The organism is Rhodobacter sp. NTK016B (assembly GCF_017303295.1).
Lineage (GTDB): Bacteria > Pseudomonadota > Alphaproteobacteria > Rhodobacterales > Rhodobacteraceae > Pararhodobacter.
This window is the reverse complement of record NZ_JAFKOK010000008.1, coordinates 14,318-26,902: the sequence shown is the minus strand read 5'-3', so window position 1 is coordinate 26,902 and position 12,585 is coordinate 14,318. Positions and strand designations below refer to the sequence as shown.

Here is a 12,585-nt window from a genome sequence, read left to right as displayed (position 1 = left end):
CGGGGGTGGCGGCTCGGGTCGAGACGGCTAGGGGGTGACGACGCGCTGGTCGATCAGCAGGACCTTGCCGAAACGCACCGCCAGCAGGATCACGGCGGGGCGCTGCAACGGGCCCGAAATGGTGGCGAGCGTCTCGGCGTCGCGGATATCGGCGGATTGCAGGTCGGCGCGCGGATTGGCCTGAATATTGGCCGCGACCCAGGCCCGAAGGCGCGAGGCGGTGATGCCGGTCTTTGCCATTTCCTCGGCCTCGAACAGGGATTGCGACAGCACCACGGCGGCGCTGCGGTCCTCGGGCGTCAGGCGCACATTGCGCGAGGACATCGCCAGCCCGTCGGTTTCGCGCACCGTGGGGACGCCGACGATGCGCACCGGCATGTCGAGATCGCGCACCATCTGCCGGATCACGCAGAGCTGCTGGTAATCCTTTTCGCCGAAACAGGCGGTATCGGGCTGCACGATGTTGAAGAGCTTCGTCACCACGGTCGCCACGCCGCGGAAATGGCCGGGGCGCAGTTTGCCGATCAGGATCTTGGCCAGCTCGGTGGTCTCGACGATGGTCTGCGCGCCGGGGGCGTAGACCTCGGTCACGTCGGGCATGAAGACACCGGCGACGCCCGCCTCGCGCAGCATCGCAAGATCGCGTTCGGGATCGCGCGGGTAAGTCGCCAGATCTTCGGTCGGGCCGAATTGCGTGGGATTGACGAAGATCGACGCAATGACGCGGTCGCCTTCGGCCCGTGCGCGTTCGACCAGAGCCATGTGGCCCGCATGCAGATAGCCCATGGTCGGCACCAGAACGATGCGTTCGCCCGCCGCGCGCCATGTGGCGACCGCCTCGCGGACCGCATTTTTCGTCTCAAAGACCTGCATCGAGCCCCCCGTGATCGTGGCGCAACTCATACCGCCCGGTCGCAGGGGGAACAAGTCGCGTCGCTCGCACTCAGCGCCGGGCGCGGCGCAGGGCGTAGAACCCGCCCGCCATCATGCCGAGGATCCCGGCGAGATAGCTCGTGTCATGCATCAGGGCGGCGCGGGCAAAGCCCCGCGGGTCTTGGGCGGCGGTGGGGATCGGCACCAGTCCGTCGAGTAGGTCGCCGGGTACCAGAAGGCTCGCCAGTCCCAGACCCAGCGTTACCGCCAGCACGATGGCCGTACAGCGGAGGAACAGCCGCACCATCGCCCCGCCCGTGGGCGCCCGCGCGCAAAGCGCTGCGATGGGCAGCCCGACCACCAGCCCCATCCACCAGCTTGCCTGCAGCCCGACAATCGCAGCGCCGAGGCGCGGCGGCAGGTCCGGCGAAATCCGGAACTGGATGAACTTGAAGGCGTGAAAGTAATCCGGCCCGATTGCATAGCTGATCTGGTTGTGAAGCGCGCCGTAGAGCGCGGCCATGAGACAGGCGAGGGCGGTCAGAACCGGGATCAGGACAAGGCGCATGGCCGGAGGAATACGGCTTTCGGCGGCGGACCGAAAGAAATCTCGGCGCGCCGCGACGGAAGCGTGATGCCGTCGCGTATTACATTCGAAACATAGAATGTGAGGTATCCCCCATGCAACGGACAACAGCTATCGCCCTCGTCGCCGGTCTGGCCCTGACCGCAACCGCCGTTTTCGCCCAGAGCTATGGGCAGGGACAGGGTCAGGGACAAGGTCAGGGGCGCGGCGCGGGACAGGCCCAGATGCAGGGCCAGAACCCGGGGCGCGGGACGCCGCAAATGGCCGATTTCATCCTTGAATGGGACATGAACGAGGACGGGCGCGTTACGCTCGACGATGTCGCCACCCGGCGCGGCGATCTGTTCGAGATGTTCGACCTTGACGGCAGCGGAAGTATCGACAGGGCTGAGCAGGCGAATATGGCGCAGACCATCGCCACTCAGGAGGAGACCAACCGCGAGGCCCATGGCGGCGGGCAGGGGCAGCGACAGGGCCAAGGCCAGCGGCAGGGCCAAATGCAGGGTCAGGGTCAAGCTCAGGGTCATGGGCGCGGTCCCGGCGGGCGCGGCACCAGCCCGGGCCAGATGATCCATGGTGCGATGACGCCGGGCTTTGCCGACAGCGACCGCGACGGGCAGATTACGGCCCGCGAATGGGCCGAGGCCACGCCGCGCCTGTTTGCCCAGCTTGATGCCAATGGCGACGGGCAGGTCGATGCCACGGATTTCGGGCGCGGCCGCTGATATCCACGCCACGCGGGGCGCTTCCGGTGACGGTGGCGCCCCTTTGCGGCCCGGTCACGCCGGGGAGCCGCGCCGATTCGTAACGGCAGGGCAGGTGGGCACGGCACAGCGTGGCGCAGGGCCCTGAATTTCAAGCCGATGTCGCCCCTTGGCGGCTGTCCCCGTAAGTTCCGTATCGGGGCCCCGACATGACCGCGCGTCGTTTTTACGCGCCCATCGGTCGGCAGCATTTCACCGCCCGATGCGAATAGCTGCGAAACCGGGGCAAATCTCTTGCGGAGCCGGTGGAATGAAAACCCATGTGAAAGCCCTTGTCGTCGGTGGTGGTGCGGTCGGCACCGGCATCGCCTATCACCTCGCCAAGGCCGGCTGGGACACGATGCTGGTCGAACGCGACGAGCTGACGTCGGGCTCGACCTGGCACGCCGCCGGTCTGCTCCCGCTCTTCAACATGAGCTACGCGACCACCCACATCCACAAATACTCGGTGGAATTCTACAAGGGTCTGGAAGCTGAAACCGGCCTGAACGCGGGCTTTGCCGTCGTCGGCAACCTGCGCATGGCGCAAACCGACGAGCGCATGGACGAATACATGCTCTATTCCTCGGTCGCAGAAACGGCGGGTGTCCCGCATGAATTCCTGACGCCCGAGCAGATCAAAGAGCGCTGGCCGCTGATCGAGACCTCGGATCTGAAGGGCGCGCTCTATCACAGCACCGATGGCTACATTAACCCCGCCGATGTGACCCAGGCGATGGCCAAGGGCGCGCGCCAGCATGGCGCCGCGATCGAGCGCAAATGGCAGGCCGATGCCTTCCACTGGACCGGCACCCATTGGGAGGTGACCTGCACCAAGATGGTCGAGCAGGGCGGCAACCTGGTACCCAGCGACGAGCAGATCGTGATCACCGCCGAGCATGTGGTCACCGCCTCGGGCAACCACGCGCAGCGCACTGCGCGGCTTCTGGGCATCAAGATCCCCGCGATCCCGGTCGAGCACACCTTCATCGTCATGGACAAGGATCCCGAGCTGGTCAAATGGCGCGAGGCCGGCAATCCCGAGCACCCGGTCGTGCGCGATGCCGACAATGAATCCTATGCCCGCGAAGAGCGCGGCGGCTGGATCTTGGGCATTTACGAGCGCGGCGCCCCGGCGCGGTTCGAATATGGCGTGCCCGACAGCTTCCGCGCCGACCTGTTCCAGCTCGATCTGGACCGGATCGCCGACCAGTACATGGCGATGGCAGAGCGTGTGCCGTCCTGCGCCGAGTCCGGCCTGAAGGACGATTTCAACGGTCCGATCTGCTACACCCCTGATGGCAACCCGCTGGTTGGCCCCGCGCCCGGCCTGCGCAACATGTGGCTGGCCGAAGGGTTCAGTTTCGGCATCACTGCCGCGGGCGGCACCGGCTATTACCTGGCGCAGATGATGGTCAATGGCGAGGCCGATATCGACATGGCCAGCCTTGACCCCAAGCGCTACGGCAGCTGGATGACCACCGAATACGCCGCGCGCAAGAATGAGGAGTGCTACGAGCACGTCTACATCCTGCACCACCCGGACGAGGAACGCGAAGCCTGCCGCCCGCTGCGCACCGCCCCCGCCTATGACCGCCAGATCGCGCTGGGCGCGCAGATGGGTCAGGTGAATGGCTGGGAACGCCCGAACTATTACGGCCCCGTCGACGCCCCCGCCGATTTCGACCACAACTCGCGCAGCTTCCGCCGTGGCGCCTGGTGGCAATACGCCGAGGCCGAGGCGAAAGCCGTGCGCGAGAGCTGCGGCATCATCGATGCGTCGGCCTTTACCAAGCACCTCGTGCGCGGCCCGGGCGCGACTGCCTTCCTTGACCACTTCACCTGCAACAAGCTGCCGAAAGTGGGTCGCATCAATCTGACCTACGCCCTGACCGAGGCCGGGACGACCCGCACCGAATACACCATCGTGCGGCTCAAGGATGACGAGTATTATCTGATCTCGGCTGGCGCCTGGACCGATTACGACGCCGACTTCCTCAAGAAATCGATCGAGGATTTCCGCGCCGAGGGTGGCGATTACGTCGATTGCCACGACATCACCACGCAATGGGGCGTCTATGCGCTGGCCGGGCCGAATGCCCGCGCCATCCTGAACGAGATCGTCAAGGACGCGAACCCCGAGACCGTGCTGTCCAACAAGCGCTTCCCGTGGCTGTCGTACCGCGACATCGAGCTGGGCATGTGCCCGGTCCGCGCCGTCCGCGTCGCCTATACCGGCGAATTGGGATGGGAGCTTCACTTCCCGATCGAATTCGGCCGCTACCTGTGGGACCTGCTGATGAAAGCGGGCGAAAAGCACGGGCTGAAGCCTGTCGGCGCCCGCGCCCAGAACTGGCTGCGTCAGGAAAAGTCCTACCGCGCCTTCGGCAACGAACTGGGCCGCGACGCGACCCCTGCCGAGGCCGGGCTCGACCGCTTCATCGACCTGTCCAAGGAATTCCGCGGCAAGCAGGCGATGCTGGATACCGGCATCCGCGCCAAATGCGTGACGCTGCTGATCGACGGGCCGTCCGATACCGATCCGTGGGGGAAAGAGGCGCTGCTGAAAGACGGCGAGAAGGTCGGGCGCCTGACCTCGGGCGGGTATTCGGTGGCCTTCGGCAAGCAGATCGGCATGGGCTATGTCTCGCCCGAACTGGCTGAGGTTGGCACCAAGCTGAAGGTGAAGATCCTGCTCAAGGAATGGGACGCCGAGGTGGTCGAGGACTCCCCCTACGACCCCACCAACGCCGTGATCCGCAAGGACGGCTGAGCAGGGCCGCGCCTTGTAGGGTGCGTGATTCACGCACCATCCCGAGACCCAAAAGGGCCGCGCAAGCGGCCCTTTTTCTCGACCCTAATAAACTCAAGACCCCGACCCAATGCCCCAATAATAGGGCTCCCTCATCGGAACCCTGGCGGCCCGTCTCACACCCCGCCCGACAGGTCCACTTTCAGCCGCAGGAAGCCGCCTCGGGTCAGGCCGCGTTCGACCGGGCGGAAGGTTTCGATATCGGTCAGGAAGTGCCGCGCCTCCGGGCCGGTCTCGAAAATCGCCGAGGTGTCTTCCAGCGCCGTGAACAGCAGGCTCCCTCGCCGTTCGGCGGACAGGCCGCCCTGTGCGCTGACATGGTCGCACAGGATATCTCGCGTGACGCGCGCGTCGGACAACACGATATTCGCCGTCTCTGCGCCCGAGAACGCCCCCGCCCCACCGGCGCGGTAGCTGTTGGTGCACAGGATGTAATGCGCCTCGGGGTCCAGCGCCGCGCCGTCCAGACTGGCTTGCACGACCCGGCGGGCCTCGGGGTCAATCAGCGCGCCCGCAGGATCGTAGCGCGCGGGTTGGGACAGGTCATAGACCACGTCGAGCGGGTGGATGACCTCGAAGTTATAACCCGGTACGTCGTTGTTGCGCAGCGGTGTTTCCTGACTGCCCGGACGGATCCGGTTGAAGGCCGCCGCCGAACGCTCGAGCCATTCGATCACCTGCGCGCCGGTGAGCCGCAGGGCGGCGATGGCATTGGGGAACGGGTAGAGATCGGCCAGATGCCGCAGCGCGACCGGCCCCTTGGGGACCATCGTATAGCCCTGAGGCCCGCCGCGCCCGCCGGATTTATAGGGCGCCACCGCCGAGAGGATCGGCAGGGATTCGTGCAGCGTGCCGCTCAGCCGCTCGCTGACATAGCGGCGCTGCGCCTCGGCCACGACCCGCAGTGATGCGGTGACGCCGAGATGGCTGAAATAGGAATGCAGCGTTTCCTTCGCCTCGCCAACGGGCCGCCGGATCGCCGTCAGGGTGCGTTCGTGATGCGACGAGACCGCCTCGGTCACGCGCGGATCGGGGTCATGCGGTGCGTCGCTGTCGGGCGTGACCGCGCGCGCTTCCGAACGGGTGCCCAGCACGCGCCACGTCCCGCCATCGCGGGTCAGCAACAGGTCGATCAAGCCGATATGCGCGCCCCAGCAGCCCGCCATCACCGCCGGTTTCCCCGCGATCGTGCCGGTTGCGACATCGACATCGGGCAGCTTGTCGAAAACCGGCGAGGGGAACAGCAGATGGCTGTGTCCGGTCAGGATGGCATCGATGCCTTCGCTCCGCGCGAGCGGTATCGCGGCGTTCTCCATCCCGTCGCTATGGCGGGCCGCGCCGATCCCGGTATGCGCCAGCGCAACGACGATATCCGCCCCGGCCTCGCGCATTTCGGGGATCCACGCGCGAGCGCTGTCGACGATGTCGCGCGCGTCGAGCCTACCGGCAAGGTTCTGGCTGTCCCACATCGTCACCTGCGGCGGGGCGAAGCCGATGATGCCGATGCGGATCGGGTGGTCGAAGCCGTTTTCGTCCTGCAGCACCCGGTCGAGCAGCACATAGGGCCTTACCAGCGTCTGGTCTTCGCGCGGCGAAGCGCCCTTACGGGTGATAAGGTTCGACGACACGATCGGAAATTCAGCCCGGGCCAGCGTGGTCATCAGGAAATCGATGCCGTAGTTGAATTCGTGGTTGCCCAGCGTGATCGCGTCATAGCGCAGCGCGTTCATCGCGCCGATGACGGGATGCAGATCGCCCTCGGCCAGCTGGGTTTCATGCGCGACGTAATCCCCCATCGGGGTCCCCTGCAGGAAGTCGCCATTGTCGAACAGCACCGTGTTGCGCGCCTCGCCGCGCGCGGTCTCGATCATCCGCGCGGCATTGGCCAGACCCACGCCCTTGGCGGGCCGGTCGGCGTAATAATCATACGGCATCAGGTGCAGGTGAAGATCGGTCGTCTCGATGATCCGGAGATGCACACCGCGCTGCCCAGCAGTGAATCCACTGAAGGTTAAAGGGTTAAGCAACGCGTTGCCTCTTTCAATCACAGTTCAGGTCCTTTGGCGCGCCGAGAACACGAGGCCGTCGCGACGCTAAGAGCTCTGCTTTACTGGTGCGAGGACTCGATGGCATAAATTGGGCAAAAGGCGGGCTCGCAAAGGGTGATTATCCACAGCCTCAGGTTGAGACACAACATGAAATCAACCTCTTCCCGCCAAGACCCTGTTCCAACACTCAGGAAAATGGCCTAAACCGAGCTCAACCGACAGGGGGTGAAGGTGCCGCGCGATATTGTCTTTGCGTCCGAGTGGGATGACCGGCGGGCTGAGTGGCGTGGCGACGCCGAGAAACAGGCCGCGTTAAGGAATGATTCGGCCACCCGCGTGTTGCCGGTCTGGCGGGGCCGTCCGCTGATTTCCGATCCCGACGAGGCCCGCCTTGTCTGGCTGGATCCGGCGCATTCCGTGCTTGGCGATGCCGATCCGGCCTGGCTGTTTCTGGGCGAGCATGACGGCACGGCGCGTTTCGCGGCCGATCTGTCGTCCTGGGTTCCGGCCGGAATGGACGAGGCGGCGATGTCCGCCTTTTTCGATCCCACAGAATACACCCATCCCGACCTGCCGCCTGATCACCGCTTCGCCGATCTGCGCGGGTTGATGACGCGGCTGGACGGTGTCGACGCGGCGATGGGCTCGACCGCGCGGGCGCTGTTCAACTGGCATGGCTCGCACCGATTCTGCTCGCGTTGCGGGGCGCGCAGCGAAAGCGCCGAGGCTGGCTGGCAGCGGGTTTGTCCGACCTGCCGCGCGGTGCATTTCCCGCGCACCGATCCGGTGGTGATCATGATGATCGAGCGCAACGGGCGCGTGCTGCTGGGCCGCTCGCCGGGCTGGGTCGAAGGCATGTATTCCGCGCTGGCGGGTTTCGTCGAGCCGGGCGAGGCGCTGGAAGCGGCCGTGCGCCGCGAGGTGTTCGAGGAAACCAGCGTGCGCGTCGGGCGCGTCGCCTATGTGGCCTCGCAGCCTTGGCCGTGGCCCAATTCGCTGATGCTGGGCTGCATGGGCGAGGCTTTGAGCGACGAAATCGTGCTCGACCACGAACTCGAAGCCGCGATATGGGTGACGCGCGATGAGCTGGCGCAGGCGATGGCCGGCGAGCATCCGGTGATCCGCCGGCCTCGCAACGGGGCGATCGCACAGGAATTGATGGCGCGCTGGCTGGCCGGAGAGATCGGGTTCGCCGGGCGTGACGAGAAGGGTGAAGCGAATGCAGGTTAACGCGACCAAGGATTTCAAGCGCTCGCGCGAAAAGGTGCTCACGAAGTTCCGCTCGCCCGAACGGATCGAGGAAGTCCTGCGCCGGATGTCGATCGAATCCGCGCGTATCGCAGAGCCGCCGCAACCGGCATGGGATTGCACGATCCACTGGCGCGACGCCCCGCGCAGTTTCCGCGCGGTGATGACCGAGACGGTGCCGCACGAAACGATCGTGCTGAACATCACCTCGGATCTGGCCACGATTGTCATCACCTGCGAATTCTACGACCTGCCCGACGATGGCTGTCAGGTGAACGCCACTGCCGACATCACCGCCAAATCGATGATGATGACCATGGCGCTGCAATCCATGCGGCTGGTCAAGGGCAAGGCTTCGGAGCGCTTGAAGCGTATGGTCACGCTGATTGGCCAGCCCTGAACTTGCTGAACGAGGGCCGGATGGCCGGCGTCACCCCGCCGCGATGGTCGCCTTGACCGCGCGCTGCCACGCGGCGTAGCGCTGTTCGCGCGCCTCGGCGTCGAGCTGCGGCTCGAACCGGCGCTCCAGCGACCAGCGCTCGGCGAAGCCCTTGGCGTCGGGCAGCATCCCCTCGCCATTCCCGGCCAGCCACGCCACGCCCAGAGCCGTCGTTTCCAGCACGTCGGGCCGGTCGACCGGCGCGCCAAGGATATCCGCCAGCGATTGCATGGCGAAATCGCTCGCGCTCATCCCGCCATCGACGCGCAGCGTTGCCAGCTCCGCCTCGGCGCCCGACGCGGCCCAGTCGTCGCGCATCGCCTCGGCCAGATCGCGGGTCTGGAACCCCACGCTTTCCAGCGCCGCGCGCGCGAATTCCTCGGGCCCCGAATTGCGCGTCAGCCCGAAGATCGCGCCGCGCGCTTCGGGTCGCCAATAGGGCGCGCCCAGCCCGGTAAAGGCCGGTACGATGATGACCCGCTGCCCCGGATCGGCGGCTTCGGCCAGTGCCTGCGTCTCAGGCGCGGCGGCGATCATCTTCAGACCGTCGCGCAGCCATTGCACCACCGCGCCCGCGACGAAGATCGACCCTTCCAGCGCATAGGTCACCTTGCCGTCGATCTGATAGCCCACAGTTGTTAACAACCGGTTTTGCGATGCCACCCGTGTGTCGCCCGTGTTCAACAGCGCGAAGCAGCCCGTGCCATAGGTCGATTTCAACATGCCCGGCTGGAAACACGCCTGCCCCATCGTCGCCGCCTGTTGGTCGCCCGCCACGCCAAGGATCGGGATTCCCGCGCCGAACAGACGACATTCGCCGAATTCGGCGTTGCAATCGCGCACCTCGGGCAGGATCTCGATCGGCACGTCGAACAGGCGGCACAGCTCTTCGTCCCACGCGCCGGTATCGATGTTATACAGCATCGTGCGCGCGGCATTGGTGGCGTCGGTCGCGTGCACCCGGCCCTCGGTCAGGCGCCAGATCAGGAAGCTGTCGATTGTGCCCGCCGCCAGCTTGCCCGCTTTCGCCCGTTCGCGCGCGCCCGGCACGGTGTCGAGCAGCCATTTCGCCTTGGTCGCGGTGAAATACGGGTCCAGAAGCAAACCGCTGCGCGCCGTGACCTCGGCTTCGTGCCCGGCATCGCGCAATTCGGCGCAGAAATCGGCGGTGCGACGGTCCTGCCAGACGATCGCGTTGTGGATCGCCTTGCCAGTTTCGCGGTCCCAGATCACCACCGTCTCGCGCTGATTGGTGATGCCCAGAGCAGCGGGCGGCTTCACCCCGTCGAGCACCGCCTCGCAGCTTTCCAGCGTCGTGCGCCACAGATCCTCGGGGTCATGCTCGACCCAGCCCGAGGCCGGGTAATGCTGGGTGAATTCCTGTTGCGCGACCTTCATCACGGTCAGGTCCGCGTCGAAGAGAATCGCCCGGCTCGAGGTCGTGCCCTGGTCGATGGCGAGGATCGTCATTCTGGTCTCCTTTGTCCGATAGGGTGGCGCGAGAGGGGGGAAGCGTCAACCGCGCGGACGGAAAGGAATTCTCAAGCTTTGCGCGCCAAGGTGACGCGAACTGAGACGCGAGGTTGCGATGCGCCGCTGGACGCCACCGATATTCTGGATTGCGCTCGTTCTGTCGGCGCTGACACTGCCCGCTTTTGCCACGCAGGATCAGCCGGGCGCGGAAGACCCGTTGCCGTTGATTCGCGACCACGGGCAGACGCTGGCGATGCAGGTCCGCGATGTCGCGCCGCGCGATTTCCCGATCCCGGTCGGGCCGCTCGGCCCGCTGGCGCAGGTGGATGACTGGCTGCGCGTGCACGGGCTGGTCAGCCGGACCCTTTATACACGGCGGGGCCCGGCGCGACGGGTCGAAACCATGTATCAGCGCGAACGCGAGGTGCTTGAGCGGCAGGGTTTCGAAATCCGCGCTGCCGGGTTCACGCAGGATCGCGCGGGCGGCGGCGTGGGCAGCCGCCGCTGGATACTGGCCTATCTCGAAACCTATCCGGTGCCCGATGGCATGGCGGTTGCCCCGGGCGACGATGCGCAGGCGCAGGGTGTTGTGATCGGCGCGCGCGACGACGCCATCGGCACGCTCTGGGCGGTCGTGGTGCTGACGCAGCCCGAAGGCGGGCAGATCGCCATGCTGGTGGACACGGTGCAGACCGAACGCGCCGCCCCGCCGCCGCCGATCGGGGCCCTGACGCTGGTGCAAAGCATGGATACCTACGGCCACGCAGTGCTCGACGGGCTGGCTTTCAACGATGACGGCTCGCTCGGCGAGGGCTCCGAGACGGTTCTGGCGACGGTTGGCCATTTCCTCGGGCAGAACCTGCGGCAGAGTTTTCGCATCGTCGGCCATAGTGACGATACCGGCGATCTGGCCGAGGCCGCTCGCCGCTCGCAGGCGCAGGCCGAGGCGGTCGTCACCGCGCTTGTCGAGCGCCACGGCGCCAACCGCGAGCGGCTGCGCGCCTTCGGCATCGGCCCCCTCGCGCCGCTTTTCCCCAACGACACGGCGCAGGGGCGCGCGCGGAACCGGCGTGTCGAGCTGGTGGCGGGACCATGAGGGTACGAGTTTCGCGGCTTTGAACGGGGCCTCTTTTTGCTGGCGATTGAGGGTGAGGTCGGTTGGTTGCGACGCGTGGCGTGGCAAACCGTGTCTGCGAAGGGAGTCGGGCCTTGGGCCGCCATGAACGCGCATCGACGTCACCGTGTCGCGCGGGGACCGTTGTTTGACCATCCGAGCCATCAGGATTCGCGTGTCGCCTGCCGCGTGACAAAGCCTCCGCACTCTGCTTCCCTGCCTTCTGACCGAGGGCGCCGCGCCGCCACTGCGCACCGTCCCGACCGCATGGTCGCACAGGAGAGCCGAGATGAGCGATTTCCAACCCGTATCGGGTTTCGTCCTGCCGCGTTTCGCGGGCATCCCCACCTTCATGCGCTTGCCACATGTGCCTTTGGACGATCCCCGTCTGTCTCAGGTGCAGGTGGGCCTGATCGGCGCGCCATGGGACGGCGGTACAACCAATCGCCCCGGCCCGCGTCATGGCCCCCGACAGATGCGCGACGCCTCGACGATGATCCGCGCGCAGCACGGCGTGACGGGCTTGCGTCCGTTCGAGGCAATGAACTGCGCCGATCTGGGGGACGTGGCCCCCAACCCGGCCGATCTGCAAGACAGCCTCGCGCGGATGCAGGATTTCTACGCGCGGGTGAAGGCGGCCGGGATCATCCCGCTTACCGCCGGGGGCGATCACCTGTGCACGTTGCCGATCCTGCGCGCCTTGGCCAAGGACGGCCCGCTGGGCATGATCCATTTCGACAGCCACACGGATCTCTATCATTCGTATTTCAACGGCCAGATGTATACCCACGGCACCCCCTTCCGCCGCGCGGTGGAAGAGGGGCTTCTGGACCCCAAACGCGTCTGCATGATCGGCATTCGCGGCACCGCCTATGACAGCGAGGACCGCGATTTCGCCGACAGCGTCGGCATTCGCGTCATCCCGATCGAGGACTTTCACCAACGCGGCCCTGCCGAGGTGATGGCCGAGGCCCGCGCGATCGCCGGGCAGGGCGACACCTATGTCAGCTACGATATCGATTTCGTCGATCCGGCCTTCGCGCCCGGAACCGGCACGCCCGAAGTGGGCGGCCCCAACAGCTTTCAGGCGCTCGAATGCGCGCGCGGCCTTGTGGGCGTGAAGATCGTCGGTGCCGATCTGGTCGAGGTCTCGCCGCCCTTCGATCCGTCGGGCGCGACCGCCTATCTGGGTGCGAGCTTGATGTTCGAGATGCTCTGCGCCATCGTGAGCGCGCATTCTTAAGGAGGA

Annotated in this window: 10 protein-coding genes; 6 read left to right on the top strand and 4 right to left on the bottom strand. The window is 66.2% G+C overall.

What is annotated here, in order from left to right:
- Window positions 1-27 precede the first annotated feature (27 nt).
- Complete coding sequence (panC, locus tag JI664_RS11520; protein WP_207013869.1) at window positions 28-873, bottom strand: pantoate--beta-alanine ligase; 846 nt, start codon at window positions 871-873, stop codon at window positions 28-30.
- A 70-nt stretch (window positions 874-943) separates the two neighbouring features.
- Window positions 944-1,441 carry a hypothetical protein gene (locus JI664_RS11515; RefSeq protein ID WP_207013868.1) on the bottom strand — a complete coding sequence of 166 codons (498 nt, stop codon included), beginning with the start codon at window positions 1,439-1,441 and terminating at the stop codon, window positions 944-946.
- Between the two features lie 113 nt (window positions 1,442-1,554).
- On the opposite strand from JI664_RS11515, the gene JI664_RS11510 reads away from it, so the two are divergent.
- Window positions 1,555-2,184, top strand: a complete 630-nt coding sequence (locus tag JI664_RS11510) for a hypothetical protein (protein WP_207013867.1) — start codon at window positions 1,555-1,557, stop codon at window positions 2,182-2,184.
- Between the two features lie 289 nt (window positions 2,185-2,473).
- The gene (locus tag JI664_RS11505) at window positions 2,474-4,975 is read left to right on the top strand and encodes a GcvT family protein (RefSeq protein WP_207013866.1); all 2,502 of its coding nucleotides are present in this window, start codon (window positions 2,474-2,476) and stop codon (window positions 4,973-4,975) included.
- 155 nt (window positions 4,976-5,130) lie between these two features.
- Here the strand turns inward: JI664_RS11505 and JI664_RS11500 are convergent, their stop codons facing one another.
- A complete protein-coding gene (locus JI664_RS11500) occupies window positions 5,131-7,062 on the bottom strand; it encodes a bifunctional 2',3'-cyclic-nucleotide 2'-phosphodiesterase/3'-nucleotidase (RefSeq protein WP_349768715.1) in 1,932 nt (643 codons plus the stop codon).
- A 231-nt stretch (window positions 7,063-7,293) separates the two neighbouring features.
- On the opposite strand from JI664_RS11500, the gene nudC reads away from it, so the two are divergent.
- Window positions 7,294-8,292, top strand: coding sequence for an NAD(+) diphosphatase (gene nudC / locus JI664_RS11495; protein WP_349768714.1), 999 nt, complete (start codon window positions 7,294-7,296; stop codon window positions 8,290-8,292).
- Window positions 8,282-8,710, top strand: coding sequence for a hypothetical protein (locus tag JI664_RS11490; protein WP_207013863.1), 429 nt, complete (start codon window positions 8,282-8,284; stop codon window positions 8,708-8,710). The genes nudC and JI664_RS11490 overlap by 11 nt, the downstream gene beginning before the upstream one ends.
- 30 nt (window positions 8,711-8,740) lie before the next feature.
- Here the strand turns inward: JI664_RS11490 and glpK are convergent, their stop codons facing one another.
- Window positions 8,741-10,219 carry a glycerol kinase GlpK gene (glpK, locus tag JI664_RS11485; RefSeq protein ID WP_207013862.1) on the bottom strand — a complete coding sequence of 493 codons (1,479 nt, stop codon included), beginning with the start codon at window positions 10,217-10,219 and terminating at the stop codon, window positions 8,741-8,743.
- Window positions 10,220-10,337: 118 nt separating this feature from the next.
- Between glpK and JI664_RS11480 the strand changes: the two genes are divergently transcribed.
- A complete protein-coding gene (locus JI664_RS11480) occupies window positions 10,338-11,318 on the top strand; it encodes an OmpA family protein (RefSeq protein WP_207013861.1) in 981 nt (326 codons plus the stop codon).
- A gap of 307 nt (window positions 11,319-11,625) precedes the next feature.
- The gene (gene speB, locus JI664_RS11475) at window positions 11,626-12,579 is read left to right on the top strand and encodes an agmatinase (protein ID WP_207013860.1); all 954 of its coding nucleotides are present in this window, start codon (window positions 11,626-11,628) and stop codon (window positions 12,577-12,579) included.
- Window positions 12,580-12,585 lie beyond the last annotated feature (6 nt).